The sequence below is a fragment of the Streptomyces roseirectus genome (genome assembly GCF_014489635.1).
Classification (GTDB): Bacteria; Actinomycetota; Actinomycetes; order Streptomycetales; family Streptomycetaceae; genus Streptomyces; species Streptomyces roseirectus.
Genome location: NZ_CP060828.1, coordinates 7,571,416 through 7,593,287, shown reverse-complemented (window position 1 = coordinate 7,593,287; position 21,872 = coordinate 7,571,416). Strand labels below are relative to the sequence as shown.

Here is a 21,872-nt window from a genome sequence, read left to right as displayed (position 1 = left end):
CCGAGCCCATGCCGCCGCACGACCACAACATCCCGTACGCCGAGACGTACATCGGCCCGACCGCGACCCCGTTCACGCACCACACCGACGGCCGGACATTGACGCTGAGGGGCATCTGCCCCACCTGTCAGGGCGTCACCACCTCGGAGTACGCGTACGGCATCCCCGGCACCGGCACGAAGGGCATCTTCTCCCGCTCGCAACCCGACCCCCCGGAAACCCAGCTCCTCGCCGAGTTCCACTACTGCGAGTGCGGCCACGCACACCCCCAACTCCCCCCGGACGCCCCCTTCATCGGCTGCGGCGCGAGCTGGAAGGTGACCAACCTCCAGGCGGGGACCGCCTGATGGCGACCCCGGCGGACAGAAGGAACCGGCGTTGGGCGGAGTTGGCGAGGGAGTTGGAGTTCACGCAGCTCCCGGAGTTGCGGAGGCAGGCGGAGGGGTGGAGGTCGGGGCTGGCCGGCTTGACGGCGTTGCTCGCCACCCTCGTCGTCCTCAAAGGGAGAGACGACCTCTCGAAGATCCCGGACTGGTCCCGTTGGACGGCAGGTGTGCTGACGGGCATCGCGTTCGCCCTGCTGCTGACCGGCTCGGTCTGCGCGGTGAGGGCGGCGCACGGCACCCCGGACAGCCGGATCCTCCTCGCGGGCCAGACGCTGCGGAGTTGGACCAGGAAGGAAATCGTCCGCGTCACCCGATACTTGAGGTGGGCGGCGTTCTGCTGTGTGGCCGGAATCATCCTGGCGGCGGGCGCGGTGATCGTCGTATGGGCGACGACGAAGGCGAGCCCGGCCGACACGCATCTCGTCCGGGTGACGACGACGGCCGGGGAGCGGTGTGGGGAACTGCTCGGCGCGGGCCGGGAGGGCGTACGTATCAAGAGCGAGGGCAAGAGCGGGGGCGCCGGCGAGGCGTTCGTGCCCGCGGCACAGGTCGTCGCGGTGACACCGGTCGCGGCCTGCGCGTCGTCGGGGGCCGGGTAGAAAGATCTACGGAGATCAGCGGACGGATACACGCCACTGGCTGAACACACTCCGCTCCCGGCACGTATCTGTGGGCCAAGGGTCAAGTCCCACGGAGGAACCGTGACCACCACGATCGCAGGCGGACGTGCCGCCCGACGCCAGACGATGCGCCGCATCCGCCCGCGCCGCTCCCCGGCAGTCCCGTTGTTGCTTGCCGTGTGGGCGGGTGCGGCGGGGGTGCTGTGGCTGTGGTGGGACAACACGCCGAACATCGCGGACACCGACAGCATGATCCTCAACGCGGGCCGGATCACCGGCCTGTTGGCGGGATACCTGATGGCGCTGGTGGTGCTCCAGATGGCGCGGGTGCCCGTGCTGGAGCGCTGGGTCGGCTCGGACCGGGTGGCGCGGTGGCACGCGATGAGCGGCAGGTACACGCTGTGCCTCACGTTCGCGCACGTGTTCCTGATCGTGTGGGGGTACGCGCTCCAGGCGGGCAAGACGCTGGGCGACTTCGCGCAGCAGACGATCGACCTGGTCAACCAGTTGCCGGACATGGGCAAGGCGGCGATCGGGACGGGCCTGCTGGTCGTCATCGGGCTGGCCTCGGTGGGCGGTGTGCGCAAGCGGATGCCGTACGACACCTGGTACCACATCCACCTGATGACGTACGCGGCGGTGTTCCTGACGTTCTGGCACCAGCTGACGACGGGCAACGAGTTCGTCGTCGACCCGACGGCGAAGACGGTCTGGTACGGCCTGTACGGGACGGTCACCGCGCTGGTGATCTGGTACCGGGTGCTGACGCCGATCCGGCTGAACCTGCGGCACCGGATGTACGTCGAGGCGGTCGTCGAGGAGGCGCCCGGCGTCGTGTCGGTGCTGATCGGCGGGCGCAAGCTGCACCGGATGGGCGCGGAGGCGGGCCAGTTCTTCCGCTGGCGGTTCCTCGCGCCCGGCATGCGGTTCAGCTCGCACCCGTACTCCCTGTCGGCCGCGCCGAGGCCCGGCATGCTGCGGATCACGGTGAAGGCGAACGGCGACCACAGCGCGGCCCTGCGGGGGCTCGCGCCCGGCACGAAGGTGTGGGCCGAGGGCCCGTACGGCGCGATGACCGCGTCGCGCCGCAGCCGGGGCAAGGTGCTGCTGGTGGCCGGCGGGGTCGGGATCACGCCGATGCGCGCGCTGTTCGAGACACTGCCGGGCGCGCCCGGTGACCTGACCCTGCTCTACCGCGCCAACAGCACCCAGGACCTCGCCCTGTGGGACGAGCTGGCGAAGATCGCCGATGAGCGTGGGGCGCGTCTGATGTACGCCGTGAACAGCCCCGACGGCGAGCGGCCCGACATCTCCGCCGAGTCCCTGGAGCGGAAGATCCCGGACATCGCCGAGCACGACGTCTTCATGTGCGGTCCGGGCGGGTTCGCTCAGTCCGTGTACGAGGCGCTGCGCGGTGCCGGGGTGCCGGCCCGCCGTATCCACCACGAGTCCTTCGAGATGTAGGTCCCTCGCCTCACCCGAAGGCCCGGCGCTCCCTCGGCGCCCCCCACAGACCTCTCCTTCCACGGATATCAGGAGCCCAGAAACAGATGAGGAAGAGCCACCCGCTTCGGCGCGTCGTGCTGGCCAGCGCCGCCACCGTGTCCGGGATCGTGCTGCTGCTGACGCTGAAGCCGTCCTCCGACCCCGGTTCGTCCGCGCAGGCCGCCGGCACGGGCGCGGCGGCGCAGGAGGCGGCCCAGGGCGGCGCGGGCGCGCCGGTCACGGGCACGGTCACCGGGGACGCGATCCAGACGCAGTACGGCAACGTCCAGGTCCGCATCACCGTCGACAACAACCGCATCACCAAGGCCGAGGCCGTGCAGGCGCCGCAGGGCGGCCAGAGCACGCAGCGGACGGCCGACGCGGTGCCCAAGCTCAACGCGGACGTCGTCGCCAAGCAGTCCCCGAACATCGACATGGTGTCGGGAGCGACGTACACGTCCGAGGGGTACAAGAAGTCGTTGCAGTCGGCCATCGACAAGGCCAACTCGGGTGGCGCGCAAGGTGGTTCGCAGTCGGGCGGCGGTCAGGCGCAGGCGGCGACGTTCACGGGCGACGCGGCGCAGACCCAGTACGGCGACGTCCAGGTCCGCATCACCGTCGCGGGCGGGAAGATCACCAAGTCCGAGGCGGTCAAGGCGCCGCAGGGCGGGGAGAGCACGCAGCGCACCAACGACGCCGTGCCGAAGCTGAACGCCGGGGCCGTCGCCAAGCAGTCCGCGGACGTCGACACGGTGTCGGGGGCGACGTACACGTCCGAGGGGTACAAGAAGTCGCTCCAGTCGGCCATCGACAAGGCCAACGCCGGGTCGGCGCAAGGGGGTTCACAGCAGTCGGGGTCGGGCGGGGGCGGGGGCCAGCAGCAGGCGTCCGGGACCTTCACCGGTGAGGCCGCGCAGACCCAGTACGGCGACGTCCAGGTCCGCATCACCGTCGCGGGCGGCAAGGTCACCAAGGCCGAGGCCGTCAAGGCGCCGCAGGGCGGGCAGAGCACGCAGCGCACCAACGACTCCGTGCCCAAGCTCAACGCCGAGGCGGTCGCCAAGCAGAGCGCGGACGTCGACACGGTGTCCGGGGCGACGTACACGTCCGACGGGTACAAGAAGTCGCTCCAGTCGGCGCTCGACCAGGCCGGGGTCTGAACCGGTGGCCCAGCCGTCCGAAGCTCCCGCCGCGGTGCGTCACGTGGAAGAAGTCATGGGGACTGTCTTCTCCTTCGACGTCCGCGGCGGGGACCCGGCCTCGGTCCGCGCGGCCCTCGTCGACGCGGTGGCGTCCCTGCACCGCGTCGACGAGGTCTTCAGCACCTACCGCGACGACAGCGAGATCTCCCGTCTCGCCCGAGGCGAACTCACCCTCGCCGACTGCTCCCCCGAGGTCCCCGACGTCCTCGAACTCGCCGCCCGCGCCGAGCGGTTGAGCGACGGCTGGTTCAGCACCCGCTACGAGGGCCGCCTCGACCCCACCGGCATCGTCAAGGGCTGGTCCACCGAACGCGCCGCCCGCATCCTCGCCGAGGCCGGCGCCACAGGCGTCAGCGTCAACGGCGGCGGCGACGTGCAGCTGTTGGGCGTCCCCGGCCCCGAACGCCCTTGGCGCGTAGGCGTGTCGGACCCCTTGAGACCGGGCGGTCTGGCAGCGGTCGTATCGGCAGCAGGGGCACCGGAGTTGGCAGTGGCCACCTCGGGCACGGTGGAACGCGGCGCGCACATCGTCGATCCGCGAACGGGTAAGTCAGCGGTAACGGACTTGGTGGCGGTGACAGTTGTAGCCCCGAGCCTGACCTGGGCGGACTGCTGGGCAACGGCAGCCTTCGCGATGGGTTCGAGAGAGGCGCTGGCCTGGCTGGAGTCGCTGCCGGACGTGGAGGCTTTACTGATCACGGCGGGAGACGAAGTCAGATGCACGGGCGGCCTTGCAGCAAGGCTGGGCTAGCTTTTCAGCGCCGGGCCACTGCGATCTTTTAGGGGCGCGGGGCTGTATCAATTTGCGGCTACCGCCGCGTGGGCGCGACCAGCCACACACAACCCGCAGCCGGCCGCCGACAGTTCCCCCCACCTCATCCCCCGTTCTGAGCCAACCGCAGCAAGTGATCCGCGAGCGCCTGCCCCCCGCTCGGCTCGCGGCTGATCAACAGCAGCGTGTCGTCCCCGGCGATGGTCCCCAGGATGTCGTGCAGCTCGGCCTGGTCGATGGCGGAGGCGAGGAACTGGGCGGCCCCGGGCGGCGTCCGGAGGACGACGAGGTTCGCGGACGCCTCCGCGGAGATCAGCAGCTCCTGGGAGAGCCGCCGCATCCGCTCCTCCTTCGCGGACTCCCCCAGCGGGGCGCGCGGCGTGCGGAACCCCCCCTCGCTGGGCACCGCGTAGATGAGGTCGCCGTCGGTGTTGCGGATCTTCACCGCGTTCAGCTCGTCGAGGTCCCGCGACAGCGTCGCCTGCGTGACGCTCAACCCGTCGTCGGACAGCAGCTTCGCCAACTGGCTCTGCGACCGCACCGGTTCCCGGTTGAGGATGTCCACGATCCGCCGATGACGCGCGGTCCGCGTCTGGGGTACGGCCGGCCCAGCGGCAGCGTCACTCATCGTCGTCTCATTCTCCGGTTCCGTCCCCGTGCACTGTGTCGAGGATGCCGGGCAGCGCCTGGAGGAACGCCGTCACCTCGTCGTCGCGCAGATTCAGCGGCGGCATGAGCCGTACGACGTCGGCGGCGGGCGCGTTCACCAGGAGACCGGCCTCCTGAGCCGCCTGCTGCACCTTCGCGGCAAGGGGCTCGGTGAGCACGATACCCAGGAGGAGGCCCGCGCCCCGGACATAATCGATCAACGGATGTCCGAGACCTTCGACACCGTCCCGCAACTTCTCGCTCTGCGCCTTGACATTCTCCAGCAGCCCTTCGTTCTCGATGGTGTCGAGGACGGCGATGCCGGCGGCGCAGGCGACGGGGTTGCCGCCGAAGGTGGTGCCGTGGTGGCCGGGCTGGAGGAGGTCGGCGGCGCGGCCGAAGGCGACGGTCGCGCCGAGCGGGAGCCCGCCGCCGAGGCCCTTGGCGAGGGTGACGACGTCGGGCAGGACGCCTTCGTGGGCCTGGTACTCGAACCAGTGCCCGGTGCGGCCGACGCCGGTCTGGACCTCGTCGAGAACGAGGAGCGCGCCGGTCGCGGCGGTGATGGCGCGCGCGGCCTTGAGGTAGCCGGCGGGCGGGACGACGACGCCGTTCTCGCCCTGGACCGGTTCGATGATGACGAGCGCGGTGTCCTCGGTGACGGCGGCGGCGAGGGCCTGCGCGTCGCCGTAGGGGACGTGGGTGACGTCGCCGGGCAGCGGGTGGAAGCCGTCCTGCTTGCCGGGCTGGCCGGTGAGGGCGAGGGCGCCCATGGTGCGGCCGTGGAAGCCGCCGGTGGTGGCGACCATGTGGGTGCGGCCGGTGAGCCGTCCGATCTTGAACGCGCCTTCGTTGGCCTCGGCGCCGGAGTTGCAGAAGAACACCTTGCCGTCGCGGCCGAAGCGGGCGAGGAGCCGTTCGGCGAGGGCGACGGGGGGTTCGGCGACGAAGAGGTTGGAGACGTGGCCGAGGGACGCGATCTGGGTGGAGACGGCCTCGACGATCGCGGGGTGGGCGTGGCCGAGCGCGTTGACGGCGATGCCGCCGACGTAGTCGAGGTATTCCGTGCCGTCGGCGTCCCAGACCTTGGCGCCCGCGCCGCGCACGAGGGGGAGGCGCGGGGTGCCGTAGTTGTTCATGAGCGCGCCCTGCCAGCGAGCGGTCAGTTCCTGATTGGCCGTCACTTCGCTTCCCCCTCTTGCTCGTCGTGCTCGTCGGTCTCGTCGTGTTCGTCGGTCTCGTCGGGTACGACCATCGTGCCGACCCCGTCATCCGTGAAGATCTCCAGCAGGATGGAGTGCGGGACGCGGCCGTCGATGACGCGCGCGGTCCGCACGCCGCCGCGCACCGCGTGCAGGCAGCCCTCCATCTTGGGGACCATGCCGGAGCTCAACTCCGGCAGCAGCTTCTCCAGTTGGGAAGCGGTGAGGCGGCTGATCACCTCGTCGGAGTTCGGCCAGTCCTCGTAGAGTCCTTCGACGTCGGTGAGGACCATGAGGGTTTCGGCCCCCAGTGCCGCAGCGAGTGCCGCAGCCGCCGTATCAGCATTGACGTTGTAGACATGTCCGTCGTCCTGGCTGCGGGCGATCGACGAGACGACCGGGATACGGCCGTCGGCGAGCAGCGCCTCGATGGCGCCGGTGTCGATCGCGGTGATCTCACCGACCCGGCCGATGTCGACCAACTCGCCGTCGATCTCGGGCCGGTGCTTGGTCGCGGTGATGGTGTGGGCGTCCTCGCCGGTCAACCCGACGGCGAGCGGCCCGTGTTGGTTGAGGAGCCCGACCAGCTCGCGCTGGACCTGCCCGGCGAGGACCATCCGGACGACGTCCATGGCGTCCTCGGTGGTGACGCGCAGGCCGGCCTTGAACTCGCTGACGATGCCGTGCTTCTCGAACGCGGCGTTGATCTGCGGGCCGCCGCCGTGCACGACGACCGGCTTGAGTCCGGCGCGGTGGAGGAAGACGACGTCCTGGGCGAACGCGGCCTTCAACTCCTCGTCGACCATGGCGTTCCCGCCGAACTTGACGACGACGGTCTTGCCGTTGTGCCGGGTCAGCCAGGGCAGCGCCTCGATGAGGATCTGCGCCTTGGGCAGCGCCTTGTGCTTGCGGGTTTCGCTCATGACGAGTACGCGCTGTTCTCGTGGACGTAGTCGGCGGTGAGGTCGTTGGTCCAGATGGTCGCGGTCTCGGTGCCGGCGGCGAGGTCGGCGACGATGTGGACCTCGCGGTAGCGCATGTCGACCTTGTCGCGGTCCTCGCCGACGCCGCCGTTCTCGCAGACCCAGACGCCGTTGATGGCGACGTTCAACTCGTCGGCCTCGAAGGCGGCCCCGGTCGTGCCGATCGCGCTCAGGACGCGGCCCCAGTTGGGGTCCTCGCCGTGGATCGCGCACTTGAGGAGGTTGTTGCGGGCGATCGAGCGGCCGACCTCGACGGCGTCGTCCTCGGTCGCCGCGTTGATGACCTCGATCTTGATGTCCTTGCTGGCGCCCTCGGCGTCGCGGATGAGCTGCTGGCCGAGGTCGTCGCAGACCTGGCGGACGGCTTCCGCGAACTCGGCGTACTCCGGGGTGATTTCGGAGGCGCCGGAGGCGAGGAGGAGGACGGTGTCGTTGGTGGACATGCAGCCGTCGGAGTCGACGCGGTCGAAGGTGGTCCGGGTCGCGGCGCGAAGTGCCTTGTCCAGGTCGGCACTTGAGACGTCCGCGTCGGTGGTGACGACGACCAGCATCGTCGCGAGGCCGGGGGCGAGCATGCCGGCGCCCTTGGCCATGCCGCCCACGGTCCAACCGTCCCTGGTCACGACCGACGTCTTGTGGACGGTGTCGGTGGTCTTGATGGCGATGGCGGCCTTCTCGCCGCCGTGCTCGGACAGTTGGGCGGCCGCCGTCTCGACTCCCGGGAGCAGCTTGTCCATCGGGAGGAGGACGCCGATGAGGCCGGTCGAGCAGACGGCGACGTCGCCCGCGCCGATCTCCAGCACCTCGGCGACCTTCTCGGCCGTCGCGTGCGTGTCCTGGAAGCCCTTGGGGCCCGTACAGGCGTTGGCGCCGCCAGAGTTGAGGACGACGGCCGTCAACTCCCCGGCCTTCAGGACCTGTTCGGACCACCGCACCGGGGCGGCCTTCACGCGGTTGGAGGTGAAGACACCGGCGGCGGCGCGGCGCGGCCCGGTGTTGACCACGAGGGCCAGGTCCGGGTTGCCGCTCTCCTTGATCCCGGCGGCGACTCCGGCCGCCGTGAATCCCTTTGCTGCCGTCACGCTCACGGTGCGACTCCGATCGTGGAAAGACCCAGCTCCTCGGGGAGACCGAGGGCGATGTTCATGCTCTGGACGGCACCGCCGGCGGTGCCCTTCGTCAGGTTGTCGATGGCGCTGATCGCGATGACGCGGTCCACGGCCTCGTCGTACGCGACCTGGATGTGGACCGCGTTCGAGCCCTGCACCGACGCCGTCGCGGGCCACTGGCCCTCGGGCAGCAGGTGTACGAACGGCTCGTCGGCGAGGGCCTTCTCGTAGGCCGCGCGGACGGTCTCCGCCGTGACGCCGGGCCTCGCCTGCGCGCTGCACGTCGCGAGGATGCCGCGCGGCATGGGGGCGAGGGTCGGGGTGAACGAGACGGTGACCGGCTCGCCGGCCGCCGCGCTCAGGTTCTGGATCATCTCGGGGGTGTGGCGGTGGCCGCCGCCGACGCCGTACGGCGACATCGAGCCCATCACCTCGCTGCCCAGCAGGTTCGGCTTCGGCGCCTTGCCCGCGCCGGAGGTGCCGGACGCGGCGACGACGATCGCCTGGTTCTCCACGAGGCCGGCGGCGTAGGCCGGGAACAGGGCGAGCGAGACGGCGGTCGGGTAGCAACCGGGGACCGCGATGCGCTTGGACCCCTCCAACGCGGCGCGGCCACCCGGGAGTTCGGGCAGGCCATACGGCCAGGTACCGGCGTGCGGGGAGCCGTAGAACCTCTCCCAGTCGCCGGCGTTCTTCAGTCGGAAGTCGGCACCCATGTCGACGACGAGGACATCCGGGCCGAGTTGTTCGGCGACGGCTGCGGACTGTCCGTGCGGAAGCGCCAGAAACACGACGTCATGCCCCGCCAGCGTCTTCGCCGTCGTCTCCTCCAGCACCCGGTCCGCCAACGGCCACAAGTGCGGCTGCAACGCCCCGAGCTTCTGTCCCGCGTTGGAGTTCCCGGTCAACGTGCCGATCTCGACCTCCGGGTGCGCGAGCAGCAGACGCAACGCCTCACCGCCCGCATACCCACTCGCCCCGGCTACCGCCGCACGTACCACCATGAACTCCTCCTCCTGAATGGCATGACTATACGTCTCGCTGCACGTTTATGCAATCGATCGCATACAAAGACCGCCGACCGGGGAGAGAGCTTCCCTTCGTCAGGACCACGAAAACCGTGTCGTGGCTCTCGTGGGGGGTGGTCGGCGGCGTGGCGCGTCGGGGAGACGCCCCCCGGTGGGGCCGGGGGGCTTGGGGGCGTGTTGTGGGGGGTGTCAGGGCGTCGTCGGTGTGGGTTGTTTCCTCGGTGTCGTCCGGGGGCGGGTTCTGCCTCGGGTCGCCGTCCAGATCGTGAGGGCCAGGGTGCCGGTCAGGGCGGCGGCACCGAGAGTCAGGCCGAGGCGGAGGCCCGGGGGGTGGAAGGTGCAGGTGACGGTGGTGGAGGTGGGGTTCAACGGGGTGGCCAGCAGGCCGTGGAACTGGGTGGCGGGGACGGCGGGGGCGTCGCCCACGGCGCAGCGCCAGCCGGCGATGCGGGGGGTGGCGATGACGGCGATGCCTCGGCTGGCGGGAGGGAGGGTGGCGCGGATCGTGGTGTCCGAGACGGTGACCTTTGTCGCGCCGGTCGTGCGGAGGTGGTCGGTCGCTGTTCGGAGTTTCTTCGTGTCCAGGCAGCCCAGGGAGCCTTGGGTGGGGAGGCGGCCGGGTTTGTTGGGGGTCAGGGTGATGTGGACCCGGCCCGTCGGGGGGACCTGGCCCAGCCTCGCCATCGCCGCGATCTTCTTGCGCGCGTCGGCCCGGAAGCGGCCCGTGAGCGCGCTGCCCGTCAGGCTCGCGGTGCCGGCGAAGCGCGGGGCGTAGAGGTACGCCTCGCTGTCCGCCGGGCACTGGGCCGTGAGGGTCCGGTTCCGGACGGTGACGTGGGGGACCGTGTAGACCCTCGTCCCCAGCAGCAGCTCCTGGTTGCGGAACGGCGACGTCCCGAACCCCGGCTGCGGTCCCGCCGGCCGTACCGTCACCAGCGGCGGCACCACCTGCCGGGTCACCGTCTCGCCCGTGCCGTCCTGCGGGAACCAGTCCTGGTGGGGATCCGGCGGGAAGTGCACACGCGCGCCGACCGAGAACACCGTGTCCGTGACGGCGTTGTCGAGGCTCTGGAGACTCCGTCCGCCGGACGTCCAGCCGTCCCCCAGAGCCGTGAGTGTGCGGTACAGGACGTCTGAGGTGTGGCTGCTGTAGTACTGGGCGCCCTGTCCGCCGACCATCATCGGGTCGTTCCCGACGGTCTGCTCGCGGCCGGGGTCGGTGCGGTAGGCGGGCCAGCCGTCCGCCGACTCCACCGCCTCCGCCTGGGCCTCCTGACGTGCGCCCCAGGGCGCGTAGTTGTCGAAGTGGGCGAGGCGCAGGCGGCTGGTGACGGCGGAGGTGCCGGTGACTTCGCCGAGCTGGAGCGCGAGGAGGAGCGCGACGGCGAAGCCGGCGGGGAGGGGGCGGGTGAGGCGGAGTCTCGTGCGGAGGACCGAGGGCCTGGGGTGATCGGCAGGGTCCGCCGGCTCACCGGCCGCCGAAGCGTCCTCGGTACCCCGGCCACCCGCCCGGTACAGCGCCCGAAGCCCCACGACCGCGCCCACCCCCACCACCGCCATGATCGGCAGCACGAACGGCCGCACCAGATGACTCCCGCTCGCCCCCGCCCCCATCAGCGCCAGCGCCCCCGCCGCGACCCCCAGCGCCCGCCCGTCCGGCACCCCGTACGACAGCCCGTACCAGGCCGCCAGCACCAGGAACGCGCACAGCACGAACGCCTCCCGGTACCCGGACCCCTGCGGTGTCGTGAAGCCGTGCCACGCGAGCTGCGTCGGCTCCCACTGCATCGACGCGAACATGACGACGATCAGCCCCGACCAGGCCCACCGCACCCGCGCCGGGACCGCCCGGTGCAGCGGCAGGGCGAGCGCGAGCAGCAGGGCCGTCGTCCCGACGTACAGGCTGGGCGAGCCGAAGCCGTACGTCGTCGGCATCAGGCGGGCGAGGACGTCCTCGGCGTCGGAGGGGACGAAGCCGCTGAAGTGGGTCGGGGAGGAGTGCTCGCTGCCGAAGTAGACGACGGTGACGAGCGGGGCGGCGAGGCCGATGCCGAGGGCGGTGGTGAGGGCGGCGCGGCCGAGCGCGGCAAGGGTCTCGCGGCGCGGCGGGGCGATGAGGATCAGGCGGACAGCGAGGACCAGGGCGGCGCCGAGGGTCGCCATGTACCCGGTGTAGAAGTTCGCCGTCCAGGCGAGCGCGACGACCAGCACGCCCACCACACGGCGGCGCCCCGCGAGCAGCCACTCCCCCACCAGGCACAGCACCGGCAGCGCGATGAGACCGTCGAGCCACATGAGGTTGTAGGACGCGTCGGCGAGGCTCCAGCCGCACAGGGCGTAGGAGACGCCGAGGAGGACGGCGGCCCAGCGCGGCCCGGGGCGCAGGGTGAGGAGCAGCCAGCTCATCGCCGCCGCCGCGCTCGCCGTCTTCAGCGCCGTGATGACGTACACCGCGAGGTCGATCTCGTCGCGCGGGAACACCCCGACGAGCAGGGCGAACGGGCTGCTGAGGTACGTCGCGAAGTCGGGCAGGAAGCTCGCGCCGAACCCGGACTGCCAGTTCATGAGGAGCCCGCCGTCGGCACGGCCGTGCAGGAGGTCCCAGAGGTGCGCGTGGTACGGCAGGTACTGGTTGCCGAGGTCGTTGACGCTGCGGGTGCGCGGCCCGAAGGGGTAGCTGCGGGCGACGGCGTCGGCGGCGCAGAACACGGCGAGCGTGACGAGCGCGGCGAGGCCGGAGGCGGCGCGTCGCGGGCGGGTGGTCGTTTCCACGTCCGCTCAGACAGACGGGCGCGCGGATCGGTTGTCCGGCGGCGTGAACTCGCGGAAAGGTTAACCGGGTTGTCGCCCGGCGTTCCCCTGGCTAAGGTCACCCCCGTGAACACCGGACCGGCGCGCACGCGCCATTCACGGATCGGCTACCCGGTGGCCGACTGACCTTCGGGCGGGGTCGAGCCCCGCCGTCCGCTCGGATTTCGACGACGCGTTCCGCAGTCTCCGTCCCGAAGTTCCGAGCGAAGAGGTCACCCACCGTATGCCCGTCTCCTTCAACCACACCATCATCGCGTCGAAGGACCGCGAGGAGTCCGCCCGCTTCTACCGCGCGCTCCTCGAAGTCGACGCGGCCCCGTCCTGGGGCCCGTTCACCAACATCCAGCTCTCCGACGGCACCCTGCTCCAGTTCGCGGAGCCGCCGGTCGAGATCCAGATGCAGCACTACGCGTTCCTCGTCGACGACGCCCTGTTCGACCGCGCCTACCAGCGGCTGTGCGCCGACGGCATCACGCACTGGGCCGACCCCCAGATGCGGCGCCCCGGCGAGACGAACACCGGGCACGGCGGCCGGGGCGTCTACTTCAAGGACCCGTCGGGCCACGCGATCGAGCTGATCACCAAGCCTTACCTGTAGACGGGCGGCGCGGGTTGCGTTGGAGCGCGCTCCTACTCCTACGGTCTCTCTCATGACGAACGACAGCACGAACAGCGGCACGAACGAGAGCACCACCCGCGACGAACGTTTCGCCCACGGCCTTGAAGTGCTGCGCAAGGTCGACGGGGAGGCCGGCCAGCGGGTCATCGACTCGCTGGCCGACATCAACCCCGAACTGGGCCACCAGATCGTGGCCTGGGGCTTCGGCGAGATCTACGACCGTCCCGAACTGGCGCCCCGTGACCGCCAGTTGGTGACGCTCGGGATGCTCACCGCGCTCGGGGGCTGCGAGCCCCAGCTGGAGGTGCACATCAACGCCGCGCTGAACGTCGGCCTCACGCCGACCCAGATCACCGAGGCGCTGCTGCACTCCGCCGGGTACTGCGGCTTCCCGAAGGCCCTCAACGCGACGTTCGTCGCGAAGAAGGTCTTCGGTGAGCGGGGGCTGCTTCCGGCTACCTCTGCCTGATCCGCAGGAAGGTCACCGAGTTCGCCGGGAAGGTGTAGGTGAACTTCCTGGCGACTCCGTCGAACGTGGACGTCACGGGGGCGACCGGGGTGGCCGTCTCCGTGTTCACGGCGTCGGCGGCGGCGCTGAGGGTGGTGACGCGGGCCGTCTTCGCGACGCGGGACGTGCCGAGGTCGATCGCCGTCCGGGCGTCCGCCGCCTGCGCGTTGACGACCTTCACGATCAGCTCGCCGGTCTTCGCGTCACGGGTGACGACCTGGCGGAACGGCTCGGCGGGCTTGTCGTCGGTGAAGCTGCCCCACTCCTCGCCGTCGAGGAAGAGGGTGACCTGACGGCCGCGGACCTTGACGTCGATGTCGTAGGCGCGGCCCGTCTCGACGCTGCCCGCCTTGGAGATCAGCGTCGACTTGCCGCCGTCCACGGCCTGTTCGACGGCGGTCTGGGTGTTGTTCCAGCCGCCGACGTTGAACCAGTAGAAGTTGCCGGTGTCCTTGACGCCGAACGCGACGAGGAAGCCCTCCTTGCCCGCCTTCTTGGTGGCCTTCACATGGAGGTCGTAGTCGTGCCAACTCGGGTCGCCGGCGCTGGCCATGGTGTTCTCGGCGGCCGTGTCGCTCTGGACGTACTGGCCGTCCTGGACGCTCCAGCTCCCGGCGCCCGTGTGGGTCCACTTCGACGCGTCACCGGAGAAGTCGTCGCTCAGCAGCGGGGTGCCGTCGGCGCCGGTCACCCGGACGTCGTCGTACGCGGCGCTCGTCGCCCACGTCGACAGGCCGACGGCGCCGGTGATCGGGCCCTGGAGGGACGGGGTGCCGGTGGCCGTCGAGGGGACGACGCGGTCGCCGACGTTGGTCATGAACAGCTTCTGGACCTCGTAGTTGGCGGAGTTCCAGGAGGCGTGGTTGTTGAACCAGATCAGGTCGGGGCGCCACTGGACGTAGTCCTCGTTGGCGAACAGCGGTGCGTACGAGGCGAGTTTGACGACGTCCGCGTTGCGCTCCAGGCCGGTCATGAACGCGGCCTCGGCCAGGCCGTTCTTGAACGCGTTGCCCTGGGAGGCGTATTCGCCGAGGAAGACCTTCGGGCCGGTGCGGTCGTAGGTGTCGTAGCGGTCGTTGTTCTGGAGGAACCACTGAGGGCTGTTGTAGTAATGCTCGTCGACCATGCCGACCTTGGCGTCCCGGTTGAGCTGCCAGGCCGTGTCGAAGGTCGAACCGGAGTCGTCCGGGCCGGAGTTGGAGACGACCGTGATGTTCGGGTACTTCTCCTCGATCGCCGCGCGGAACTGCTTGAAGCGGTCGAAGAACTCGACGGGCAGGTTCTCCTCGTTGCCGACCTCGATGTGCGTGAGGTGGAACGGCTTCGGGTGACCCATCTTCGCCCTGACCTTGCCCCACGTGGAGGTGGCCGGGCCGTTGGCGAACTCGATCAGGTCCAGGGCGTCCTGGATGTGGCGCTTCAGGAGTGCCGGGTCGTCGACGGCCTTGTTCTGGCCGCAGCCGGTGACGAGGGCCGGGACGACGGGCAGCGGCATCGCGCCGATGTCCTCGGCGAAACGGAAGTACTCGTAGTAGCCCAGGCCGTAACTCTGGTGGTAGCCCCAGACGTTGGAGTTCACCGCCCGCTGCTCGACCGGGCCGATCGTGTCCTTCCACTGGTACGAGCGGGCGCGCTGCCAGTTCGACGCCTCGCTGTAGTCCTCCATGGAACCGGTGTTGACCAGGCAGCCGCCGGGGAAGCGGACGAAGCCCGGCTTCAGCGCGGCGACCTTCTCGGCCAAGTCCTTGCGCAGGCCGTTCGGTTGGCCCTTGTAGGTGTCCCTCGGGAACAGCGAGACCATGTCGAGGGCGGCGGCCTTCGACGACGCGACGGTCAGGCGGGCGACGCTGCTCGTGCGGGTCGCCGTGAACGTCGTCCGGTACTGGGCCCAGCCGTTCTCGCGCACGGTGATCCTGCGGGCGGGGGCGAGTGTGCCGTCCGCGTCGTGCAGGGTGACCGTCAGCTCGGTGCCCTTCTCGGCGCGGGCCCACACCGAGAAGTCGTACTTCTTGCCCTGGTCGGCATGGACGCCCGTGTTGTAGCCGGAGTTCGTGACCGCCGAACCGGCGTCCAGGGCCAGGTAGTTGCGGTTCCTTTCATTCAAACGGCCCGCGTCGTTCACGACGTTCGCGGAGCCCGTGACCGTCCACGCCGTCAGCGGGGTGTACGCGCGGTTGTCGACGGTCGAGTACTCGAAGGAGCGGTTCTGGACGAGTTCGGCGTACAGGCCGCCGTCCGCCGCCCTGTTGATGTCCTCGAAGAAGACGCCGTACATCGTGTCGTCGATCCTCGCGCCCTTTCCGGCGGGGTCGACGGTGACGGCGTAGTCGGTCGTGTCGGCCGCCTGCGCGGTGACGGGCAGGCCGGCCGTGGCCAGGAGGAGGGCGGTGGCGCCGAGACCTAGTCTCCAGCGGGTGCGTGACATGTGTGCTCCGCGGCTCTGTATCTGTTCGTGATATCGGACGTTGGTCAGCACTTCGAACGGCAAGATAGGGAGGGGGGCGTGAGGCGTCAATGAGTCCCGCAGTACCGAAAGTGTCGAAAGAGAGGGCCCATGAGCGAGTTCTGGCCGGTCGCGGACGTGCTGGGGTATCTCGCCGGGGAGTGGGAGGTCGAGCGGGGGGTGCGGGATCTGGCGGGCGGGGATGCGGGCGAGTTCAACGGGACGACCGAGTTCCGGCCGCTGGAAGGGGATGGGCCGCTGGAGGAGGGTGGGTTGCTGCATCTTGAGGGCGGGACGTTTCGTTGGCAAGGGGTGGCGCGGCCCGCCTCGCGGACTCTGCGGTTTCTGCCCGGACCCACGCCCTCCGCCGCCGACGTCCGGTTCTCCGACGGGCGGCCCTTCCACGGGCTCGACCTCTCCACCGGGCACCACATCGCCGAGCACCCCTGCGTCGCCGATCTCTACCGGGGGGAGTTCAGCGTCCTCTCGCCCTCCCGCTGGCGGACGGTCTGGCGGGTGCGCGGTCCCTCCAAGGACCTTCTCCTCACGACCACTTACACCCGCCGGCCCTCAACTCACCCGAAATACAACGCCATCCACTGATCCGGCTTCTCCAGCGGCGTGAACCCGATCCGCTCGTACACTCCGTGCGCGTCATGCGTGGCGAGCAGCATCCTCCGGATCCCCAACTCCGCGAAGTGGTCGCGTACTCCGGCGACGAGGGCGGTCCCGATCCCCAGCCCCCGCACCTCCGGATCAACGTACACATCACACAGCCAGGCAAAAGTCGCCCGATCACTCACCACCCTCGCATACGCCACCTGCTCCCCCGAACTCCCCCGATACACCCCGAAGTTGACCGACCCCTCCATCGCCCTCTCCTGCTTCTCCCGCTCCCTCCCCAACGCCCAGTACGCATCCCTCGACAACCACCCGTGCACCCGCTCCACGTCGATCCGCCGGCCATCGTGCGAGATCTCATACCCCTCCGCGAGGGGAAAAGCTTCGTTCATGGGAGGAGGGTGACAGGTGGGGGGCGACGGGGACGAGCGGGTTTCGCGGGGGCGGGGGCGACGAGTGGTTGGGCGAGCGGAACATCGGCTCGCGCATGCGGGCCGCAGGCCACCAACCGGATCCGGAGCGGCGGCCGCAGGTGCCCGCCCAGCCTCAGTGCTGCGCACAGGCGCCGGTCACGTCCCGTTGGATGGTGTACCGGCGTGGAGCCGGCGACTCCGCGAGGCGGCCCGCCGGGCCGGCGTCGGCGCGGCACGTCGGGGTGCCGGTGCCGGTGAGCAGCCCACGCCGTGGCCAGGCGGGCGCCACTTCAGCTCCGGGCGGAGGCCAACGGCCCCGCATCGCCACACCACCCGGCGGGACACCATCCAGGCGCCGGCGAACCGACCTCCCGGGTCACGAACTCCGCGCCGCGCTGCACCACTTCGCGAGGCACCATCACCACTGGGCGGGACGCCACCCCGCACTCCGTCCCGGGGAGCGAGGATGAGGGCCATGGACTACGACTGGTTCAGTGAGCGGTTTCCCGCGCTGGCGGACGCGTACTGTCTGACCCTGCTGCGCGGTCTCACGCCCGAGGGAATGTTCCGGGAGTTGGGGGTTGAGCCGGGGGCGCGGATTGTTGGGGTGGATGGGCTGCTCGAGCCCTCGTACGACACATGGAGTGAGAGGCGATTTCTGGTGGGGGCGGGTCAGTTGGAGGGGTGGACGTTGTTGGTGGAGTACAACGGCCGGCTGGGGATCACCGATGAGGTGATGCTGCCGCTGTCCCGGGGGCGGGTGATCGTTTCGCATTTTCTTACCGCTGATGCTCTCGATCACTTCTGCTGGTACGCGGACGGTGTGCGGAGGTTGCACTTCGAGCCGTTGTTTCCTGAGCGGCGGGACGGGCCGGAGGCGGAGCGGGTGGGCGGGTGGGTGAGGGAGGCGGGGTTCGTCGGGGAGTCGAGGGTTGGGGCGTGTTTCGAGTTGGCGCGGCGGATCACCGGGGTGCGGGTGACGCCGGATGTGTTCGAGGAGGGGGTGTTCTTGTGCGGGTTCGTTGACGTGCGTTAGCTCGTCGTCTCGTATGCCCTGCTCAAGCGGCGTACGCCTTCCGCGAGTTCGTCCGTTCCCGCCACCGCCGCGAAGCTGAGGCGGAGGTGGGGGCCAGGGGGTTCGGCGCTGAAGTAGGGGTGGCCCGGGGTGAGGGCGACGCCTTCGTGGAGGGCGGCGGTGGTGAGGGCGGCTTCGTCCGTGGTGTCGGGGAGGCGGAGCCAGAGGTGGTAGCCGCCGGTGGGGATGTGGGGGAGGGTGAGGGTGGGGAGGTGGGTGGTGAGGGCGGTGGTCAGTGCCGTGCGGCGTCGCTGCAACTCGGCGGACAGGGCGCGGAGATGGCGGGGCCAGGCGGGCGAGCCGACCAGTTCCAGCGCCGCTTCCTGAAGGGGCCTCGGCACGAAGAACGTGTCCACGATCTGGATCGCCCGCAGCCGGGCCAGCGCGGGCCCCCGCGCGATCAGGGCGCTCACCCGGAAACTCGGCGACGTCGCCTTCGTCAGCGAACTGACGTGGACGACGACACCGTCCTGATCGTCGGCGATCAGGGGCCGAGGGAGAGGCCCCGCGTCGGCGTGGACGAGCCGGCGGACGTAGTCGTCCTCGACGACGAACGCCCCCGCGTCCCGCGCGACCCGCAGCACCTCCGTCCGCCGCTCGGGCGCGAGGACGGCGCCGGTGGGGTTCTGGAAGAGGGGCTGGCAGACGAACACCCGCGCGCCGGTCGCCCGGAACGCGTCCGCGAGCAGCGCGGGCCGGACGCCGTCGGAGTCGACCGGCACGGGAACCGGACGCAGGCCCGAGGAGCGGGCGATCGCCAGCATGCCGGGGTACGTGGGCGACTCGACGAGCACCGGCGCGCCCGGCGGAGCGAGCGCGCGCAGGGCCGTCGTCAGCCCCGCCTGTCCGCCGGCGCCGATCAGCACCTCCGCGGACGTAACTGTCCCGCCGACGGTCCGCGCGAACCACTCCCGCAGCTCGGGCAGCCCCTCCAGCGGGGGTCTCCCCCACGCCCCCGGCCGCCGGCCCGCCCGCGCGAGCGCCGCCGACATCGCGCGCTCCGGCTGGAGCGACGGGTGCGGATAACCCCCGTTGAACTCGATCACGCCGGGCGGTGGGACGGCCAGCGAGACGGTGACGCCGGTCGCGTCGACGGCACGCGGGACGAGGTCGGCGGCGCCGTCCGCGCTCAGCGCGACCTGCTGCCACGAGGTGTCGCCGGACGCCCGCTCAGGGCTGCGCTCCCGCGCGCGGAACGCTCCCGCGCCGGGGCGCGTCACCACCAGCCCCTCGGCGACGAGCTGCCCGATCGCCCGCGAGACGGTCACCGGGCTGACCTTGTACCGCTCGACGAGGGCCCGACTGGAGGGGAGCTTTCCACCGGGCGAGTAGCGGTTGAGCTCGGCTCGCAGCTTGTCGGCGAGGTCAGTGACGCTGCTACGCTCGTACATGAAGCCAGAGAATAGCGCTATCACGCAGGACCGGATAGCGGTGAGTGGCGGGGTCCCCGGCGTGCGGCCCGGCACCCTTCCCGGTGCGCGGCTCGGCACCCTGCAAGCCGGGCTCGGGGTCGTCGCCTTCTCCCTCACGTTCCCCGCGACCGCCTGGGGGCTGGAGAGTTTCGGGCCGTGGTCGCTCGTCGCCGTGCGGTGTGTGCTCGCGGCGGTCATCGCGGGCGGGTGCCTGCTGGCGCTGCGCGTGCCGCTGCCCGCGCGGGAGCACCGGGCGGGGCTCGTCGTCGTCGCGGCGGGCGTGGTCGTCGGGTTCCCGCTGCTGACGACGCTGGCGCTGCGGACGTCGTCCACCGCGCACGCGGCCGTCGTCGTGGGGCTGTTGCCGCTGACGACGGCACTGTTCTCGGCGCTGCGGACGGGGGCGCGGCCGTCGCGGACGTTCTGGGTCGCGGCCGGTGCGGGGGCCGTCGCCGTGGCGGGGTTCACCGTGCGGCAGAGCGGTGGGGCGGTCAGTGGGGCCGACGTGTACCTGTTCGCGGCGCTGATCGTGTGTGCCGCCGGGTACACCGAGGGCGGGCGGCTCGCGCGGGTCATGCCGGGGTGGCAGGTGATCGCGTGGGCGCTGGTGCTGTGTCTGCCCCTGGCCGTGCCCGCGGCTGGGGTCGCCCTGTCGTACGAGAGTGTCGAGCTGAGCGCGCGGGGTGTCGCCGGGCTGCTGTGGGTCGCCGCCGGGTCCCAGTTCCTCGGGCTGGTCGTCTGGTACCGGGGCATGGCCTCGATCGGGATCCCCAAGGCCAGTCAGCTCCAGCTCGCCCAGCCCCTCCTCACCCTGCTCTGGTCGGTCGTCCTGCTGTCCGAACACCTCACCCCCGCCGCTCCCCTCACCGCCCTCGGCGTCGTCGCCTGCATCGCCGTCACCCAACGCGCGCGGGGCTGACTCCCCCGGTCCGCCGTCCTAGACTCCCCACAAACATGAGGAGGCCCAGATGCACGCATCCGTGGGCGACCAACTCGTCCAGCACAGCCGGGTGATCGGCCGCCAGGACCAGATCACCGAGATCATCGAAGTCCTCGGCCCCTCCGGCCAACCCCCCTACCGCGTCCGCCACTCCGACGGCCACGAAACCCTCCTCTCCCCGGGCCCGGACTGCGAGGTCCGCGCCCGGGGGAAGGCGGGCTGAGGGGGGAGGGAACGGGGGGTGAGCACGGTGACGCACTCACCCCGCCCCCGCCTCACTTCCCCCTGCTCCCCGCCCCCTTGTAGTGGTCCGTCACCACCCGGGTGAACGCCCCGATCGGGTCCGCCCTCACCTCGCGGGCGGCGAAGAACACGTGGCCGCGTACCGAGGCGTGGGCGTCGGCGAGGGTGAGGTGCTTGGAGAGTTCACCCGGGTCCTGCCAGGCCGCGGGCTGCGCGGGGTCGCCTGCCTTGTACAGGGCCTCGCCGAGGTAGAGGCGGGTTCGGCTGCCCTCGGCGACGTCCGCCCACCAGGGGACGAGCTTCGCGTAGTCCGCGGCGGGGAAGCCGATGTTCCAGTAGAGCTGGGGGACGATGTAGTCGAGCCAGCCCTCGCGGACCCATTTCCGGGTGTCGGCGAAGGTGTCGTCGTAGGACTGGGCGGCGCGGGTGTCGGAGCCGAGGGGGTCGCTGGACTTGTTGCGCCAGACGCCGAAGGGGCTGATGCCGAAGAGGGTGGTGGGCCGGATGCGTTTGACGGCGGTGGCGATGTCGAGGACGAAGGCGTCGATGTTGGCGCGCCGCCAGGAGGCCCGGTCGGGGAACCCGGCGCCGTGACGGGCGTACGCGGAGTCGTCGTCGAAGGTCTGCCCGGCGACGGGGTAGGGGTAGAAGTAGTCGTCGAAGTGGACGGCGTCCAGCGGGTAGCGGCCGACCGCGTCGAGAATCGCCGTCCGGACGAACGCCCGCACCTCGGGCAGCCCGGGGTTGTAGTACATGCGCCCGCCGTACGTGACGACCCACTCGGGGTGCAGCCGCGCGGGGTGGTCGGCGACGAGCTTCGCCGGGTCGGCGTGGTTGGCGACGCGGAACGGGTTGAACCAGGCGTGCAGTTGGAGCCCCCGCTCCCGCGCCTCACGGACGGCCGTCCCCAGCGGGTCCCAGCCGGGGTCCTTGCCCTGCGTCCCGGTGAGGACGGCGGACCAGGGCTCGTGCGGCGAGGGCCACAGCGCGTCGGCGGTGGGCCGCACCTGGAGGATCACGGTGTTGAGGCGGGACTTCGCGGCGAGGTCGAGCCAGCCGGTCAGCTCGGCCCGCTGGGCTTTCGCGCTGAGCCCGGCCCGCGAGGGGAAGTCCCGGTTCGCGACGGTCGCCAGCCACATCCCCCGCATCCGCCGGTGCCGCCCGGACTCCCCCACCTCACCCGCACGCCCCTCGGAACCCCCCGCCCCCGCCGCCGATCCCCCCGTGACGGCTCCCGCCACCACCGTCCCCGCCGCCAACGCGAACGCCCGTCGGGTCAGTCGCCCCATAGCAGAACCCCCTTGAACCAAGGTGTGCGGATTGTCTCGGGGGTCAGCATGCCCGACCCCGCC

General features: G+C 70.9%; 21 protein-coding genes. 11 read left to right on the top strand and 10 right to left on the bottom strand.

Going from position 1 to position 21,872, the window contains the following annotated elements; translation table 11 throughout:
• The first annotated feature begins 8 nt into the window (after window positions 1-8).
• The 5 genes from IAG44_RS32670 to IAG44_RS32650 all read left to right on the top strand — a co-directional run bounded on the left by IAG44_RS32670 (window position 9) and on the right by IAG44_RS32650 (window position 4,444).
• Window positions 9-347 (top strand): hypothetical protein, encoded by a 339-nt coding sequence (locus tag IAG44_RS32670; protein WP_187750682.1) that lies wholly within the window; start codon window positions 9-11, stop codon window positions 345-347.
• Entirely contained in the window at window positions 347-985 is a 639-nt protein-coding gene (locus tag IAG44_RS32665) for a hypothetical protein (protein ID WP_187750681.1), read from the top strand. The genes IAG44_RS32670 and IAG44_RS32665 overlap by 1 nt, the downstream gene beginning before the upstream one ends.
• A 102-nt stretch (window positions 986-1,087) precedes the next feature.
• Window positions 1,088-2,470, top strand: coding sequence for a ferredoxin reductase family protein (locus tag IAG44_RS32660; protein ID WP_187750680.1), 1,383 nt, complete (start codon window positions 1,088-1,090; stop codon window positions 2,468-2,470).
• A gap of 86 nt (window positions 2,471-2,556) precedes the next feature.
• The gene (locus IAG44_RS32655; RefSeq protein WP_187750679.1) at window positions 2,557-3,651 is read left to right on the top strand and encodes an FMN-binding protein; all 1,095 of its coding nucleotides are present in this window, start codon (window positions 2,557-2,559) and stop codon (window positions 3,649-3,651) included.
• A 55-nt stretch (window positions 3,652-3,706) separates the two neighbouring features.
• Window positions 3,707-4,444, top strand: a complete 738-nt coding sequence (locus tag IAG44_RS32650; RefSeq protein WP_425508482.1) for an FAD:protein FMN transferase — start codon at window positions 3,707-3,709, stop codon at window positions 4,442-4,444.
• A gap of 124 nt (window positions 4,445-4,568) precedes the next feature.
• Here the strand turns inward: IAG44_RS32650 and IAG44_RS32645 are convergent, their stop codons facing one another.
• The 6 genes from IAG44_RS32645 to IAG44_RS32620 form a co-directional block, all read right to left on the bottom strand.
• On the bottom strand, window positions 4,569-5,093 hold the full coding sequence (locus IAG44_RS32645) for an arginine repressor (RefSeq protein WP_187750677.1): 525 nt from the start codon (window positions 5,091-5,093) through the stop codon (window positions 4,569-4,571).
• Between the two features lie 7 nt (window positions 5,094-5,100).
• Window positions 5,101-6,252, bottom strand: coding sequence for an acetylornithine transaminase (locus IAG44_RS32640; RefSeq protein WP_246564702.1), 1,152 nt, complete (start codon window positions 6,250-6,252; stop codon window positions 5,101-5,103).
• 41 nt (window positions 6,253-6,293) lie between these two features.
• Entirely contained in the window at window positions 6,294-7,238 is a 945-nt protein-coding gene (gene argB / locus IAG44_RS32635) for an acetylglutamate kinase (protein WP_187750675.1), read from the bottom strand.
• Entirely contained in the window at window positions 7,235-8,386 is a 1,152-nt protein-coding gene (argJ, locus tag IAG44_RS32630; RefSeq protein WP_187750674.1) for a bifunctional glutamate N-acetyltransferase/amino-acid acetyltransferase ArgJ, read from the bottom strand. Before argJ ends, argB begins: the two co-directional genes overlap by 4 nt.
• Window positions 8,383-9,411, bottom strand: a complete 1,029-nt coding sequence (argC, locus tag IAG44_RS32625; RefSeq protein ID WP_187750673.1) for an N-acetyl-gamma-glutamyl-phosphate reductase — start codon at window positions 9,409-9,411, stop codon at window positions 8,383-8,385. The genes argJ and argC overlap by 4 nt, the downstream gene beginning before the upstream one ends.
• 213 nt (window positions 9,412-9,624) lie before the next feature.
• Window positions 9,625-12,207 carry a YfhO family protein gene (locus IAG44_RS32620; RefSeq protein ID WP_187750672.1) on the bottom strand — a complete coding sequence of 861 codons (2,583 nt, stop codon included), beginning with the start codon at window positions 12,205-12,207 and terminating at the stop codon, window positions 9,625-9,627.
• A 262-nt stretch (window positions 12,208-12,469) separates the two neighbouring features.
• Here IAG44_RS32620 and IAG44_RS32615 point away from each other — a divergent pair, with 262 nt between their 5' ends.
• Together IAG44_RS32615 and IAG44_RS32610 are read left to right on the top strand one after the other, a co-directional pair.
• Complete coding sequence (locus IAG44_RS32615; protein WP_187750671.1) at window positions 12,470-12,844, top strand: VOC family protein; 375 nt, start codon at window positions 12,470-12,472, stop codon at window positions 12,842-12,844.
• A 52-nt stretch (window positions 12,845-12,896) separates the two neighbouring features.
• Complete coding sequence (locus tag IAG44_RS32610) at window positions 12,897-13,334, top strand: carboxymuconolactone decarboxylase family protein (protein ID WP_187750670.1); 438 nt, start codon at window positions 12,897-12,899, stop codon at window positions 13,332-13,334.
• On the opposite strand, the gene IAG44_RS32605 is transcribed toward IAG44_RS32610, so the two are convergent.
• Entirely contained in the window at window positions 13,321-15,798 is a 2,478-nt protein-coding gene (locus tag IAG44_RS32605) for an alpha-L-arabinofuranosidase C-terminal domain-containing protein (protein WP_187750669.1), read from the bottom strand. The genes IAG44_RS32610 and IAG44_RS32605 overlap by 14 nt on opposite strands.
• A gap of 129 nt (window positions 15,799-15,927) precedes the next feature.
• Between IAG44_RS32605 and IAG44_RS32600 the strand changes: the two genes are divergently transcribed.
• A complete protein-coding gene (locus IAG44_RS32600; RefSeq protein WP_187750668.1) occupies window positions 15,928-16,419 on the top strand; it encodes a DUF6314 family protein in 492 nt (163 codons plus the stop codon).
• Here the strand turns inward: IAG44_RS32600 and IAG44_RS32595 are convergent.
• Entirely contained in the window at window positions 16,392-16,829 is a 438-nt protein-coding gene (locus IAG44_RS32595; RefSeq protein ID WP_187750667.1) for a GNAT family N-acetyltransferase, read from the bottom strand. The genes IAG44_RS32600 and IAG44_RS32595 overlap by 28 nt on opposite strands.
• Window positions 16,830-17,325: 496 nt before the next feature.
• Here IAG44_RS32595 and IAG44_RS32590 point away from each other — a divergent pair, with 496 nt between their 5' ends.
• Complete coding sequence (locus IAG44_RS32590; protein WP_187750666.1) at window positions 17,326-17,886, top strand: DUF6461 domain-containing protein; 561 nt, start codon at window positions 17,326-17,328, stop codon at window positions 17,884-17,886.
• On the opposite strand, the gene IAG44_RS32585 is transcribed toward IAG44_RS32590, so the two are convergent.
• On the bottom strand, window positions 17,883-19,316 hold the full coding sequence (locus IAG44_RS32585) for an aminotransferase-like domain-containing protein (RefSeq protein WP_187750665.1): 1,434 nt from the start codon (window positions 19,314-19,316) through the stop codon (window positions 17,883-17,885). The genes IAG44_RS32590 and IAG44_RS32585 overlap by 4 nt on opposite strands.
• On the opposite strand from IAG44_RS32585, the gene IAG44_RS32580 reads away from it, so the two are divergent.
• Entirely contained in the window at window positions 19,315-20,256 is a 942-nt protein-coding gene (locus tag IAG44_RS32580; protein ID WP_187750664.1) for a DMT family transporter, read from the top strand. The two genes, IAG44_RS32585 and IAG44_RS32580, sit on opposite strands and share 2 nt — an antisense overlap.
• Window positions 20,257-20,305: 49 nt before the next feature.
• Complete coding sequence (locus IAG44_RS32575; protein ID WP_187750663.1) at window positions 20,306-20,500, top strand: DUF1918 domain-containing protein; 195 nt, start codon at window positions 20,306-20,308, stop codon at window positions 20,498-20,500.
• 52 nt (window positions 20,501-20,552) lie between these two features.
• Here the strand turns inward: IAG44_RS32575 and IAG44_RS32570 are convergent, their stop codons facing one another.
• Window positions 20,553-21,809, bottom strand: coding sequence for a glycoside hydrolase family 10-like protein (locus tag IAG44_RS32570; RefSeq protein ID WP_187750662.1), 1,257 nt, complete (start codon window positions 21,807-21,809; stop codon window positions 20,553-20,555).
• Between the last annotated feature and the right edge of the window lie 63 nt (window positions 21,810-21,872).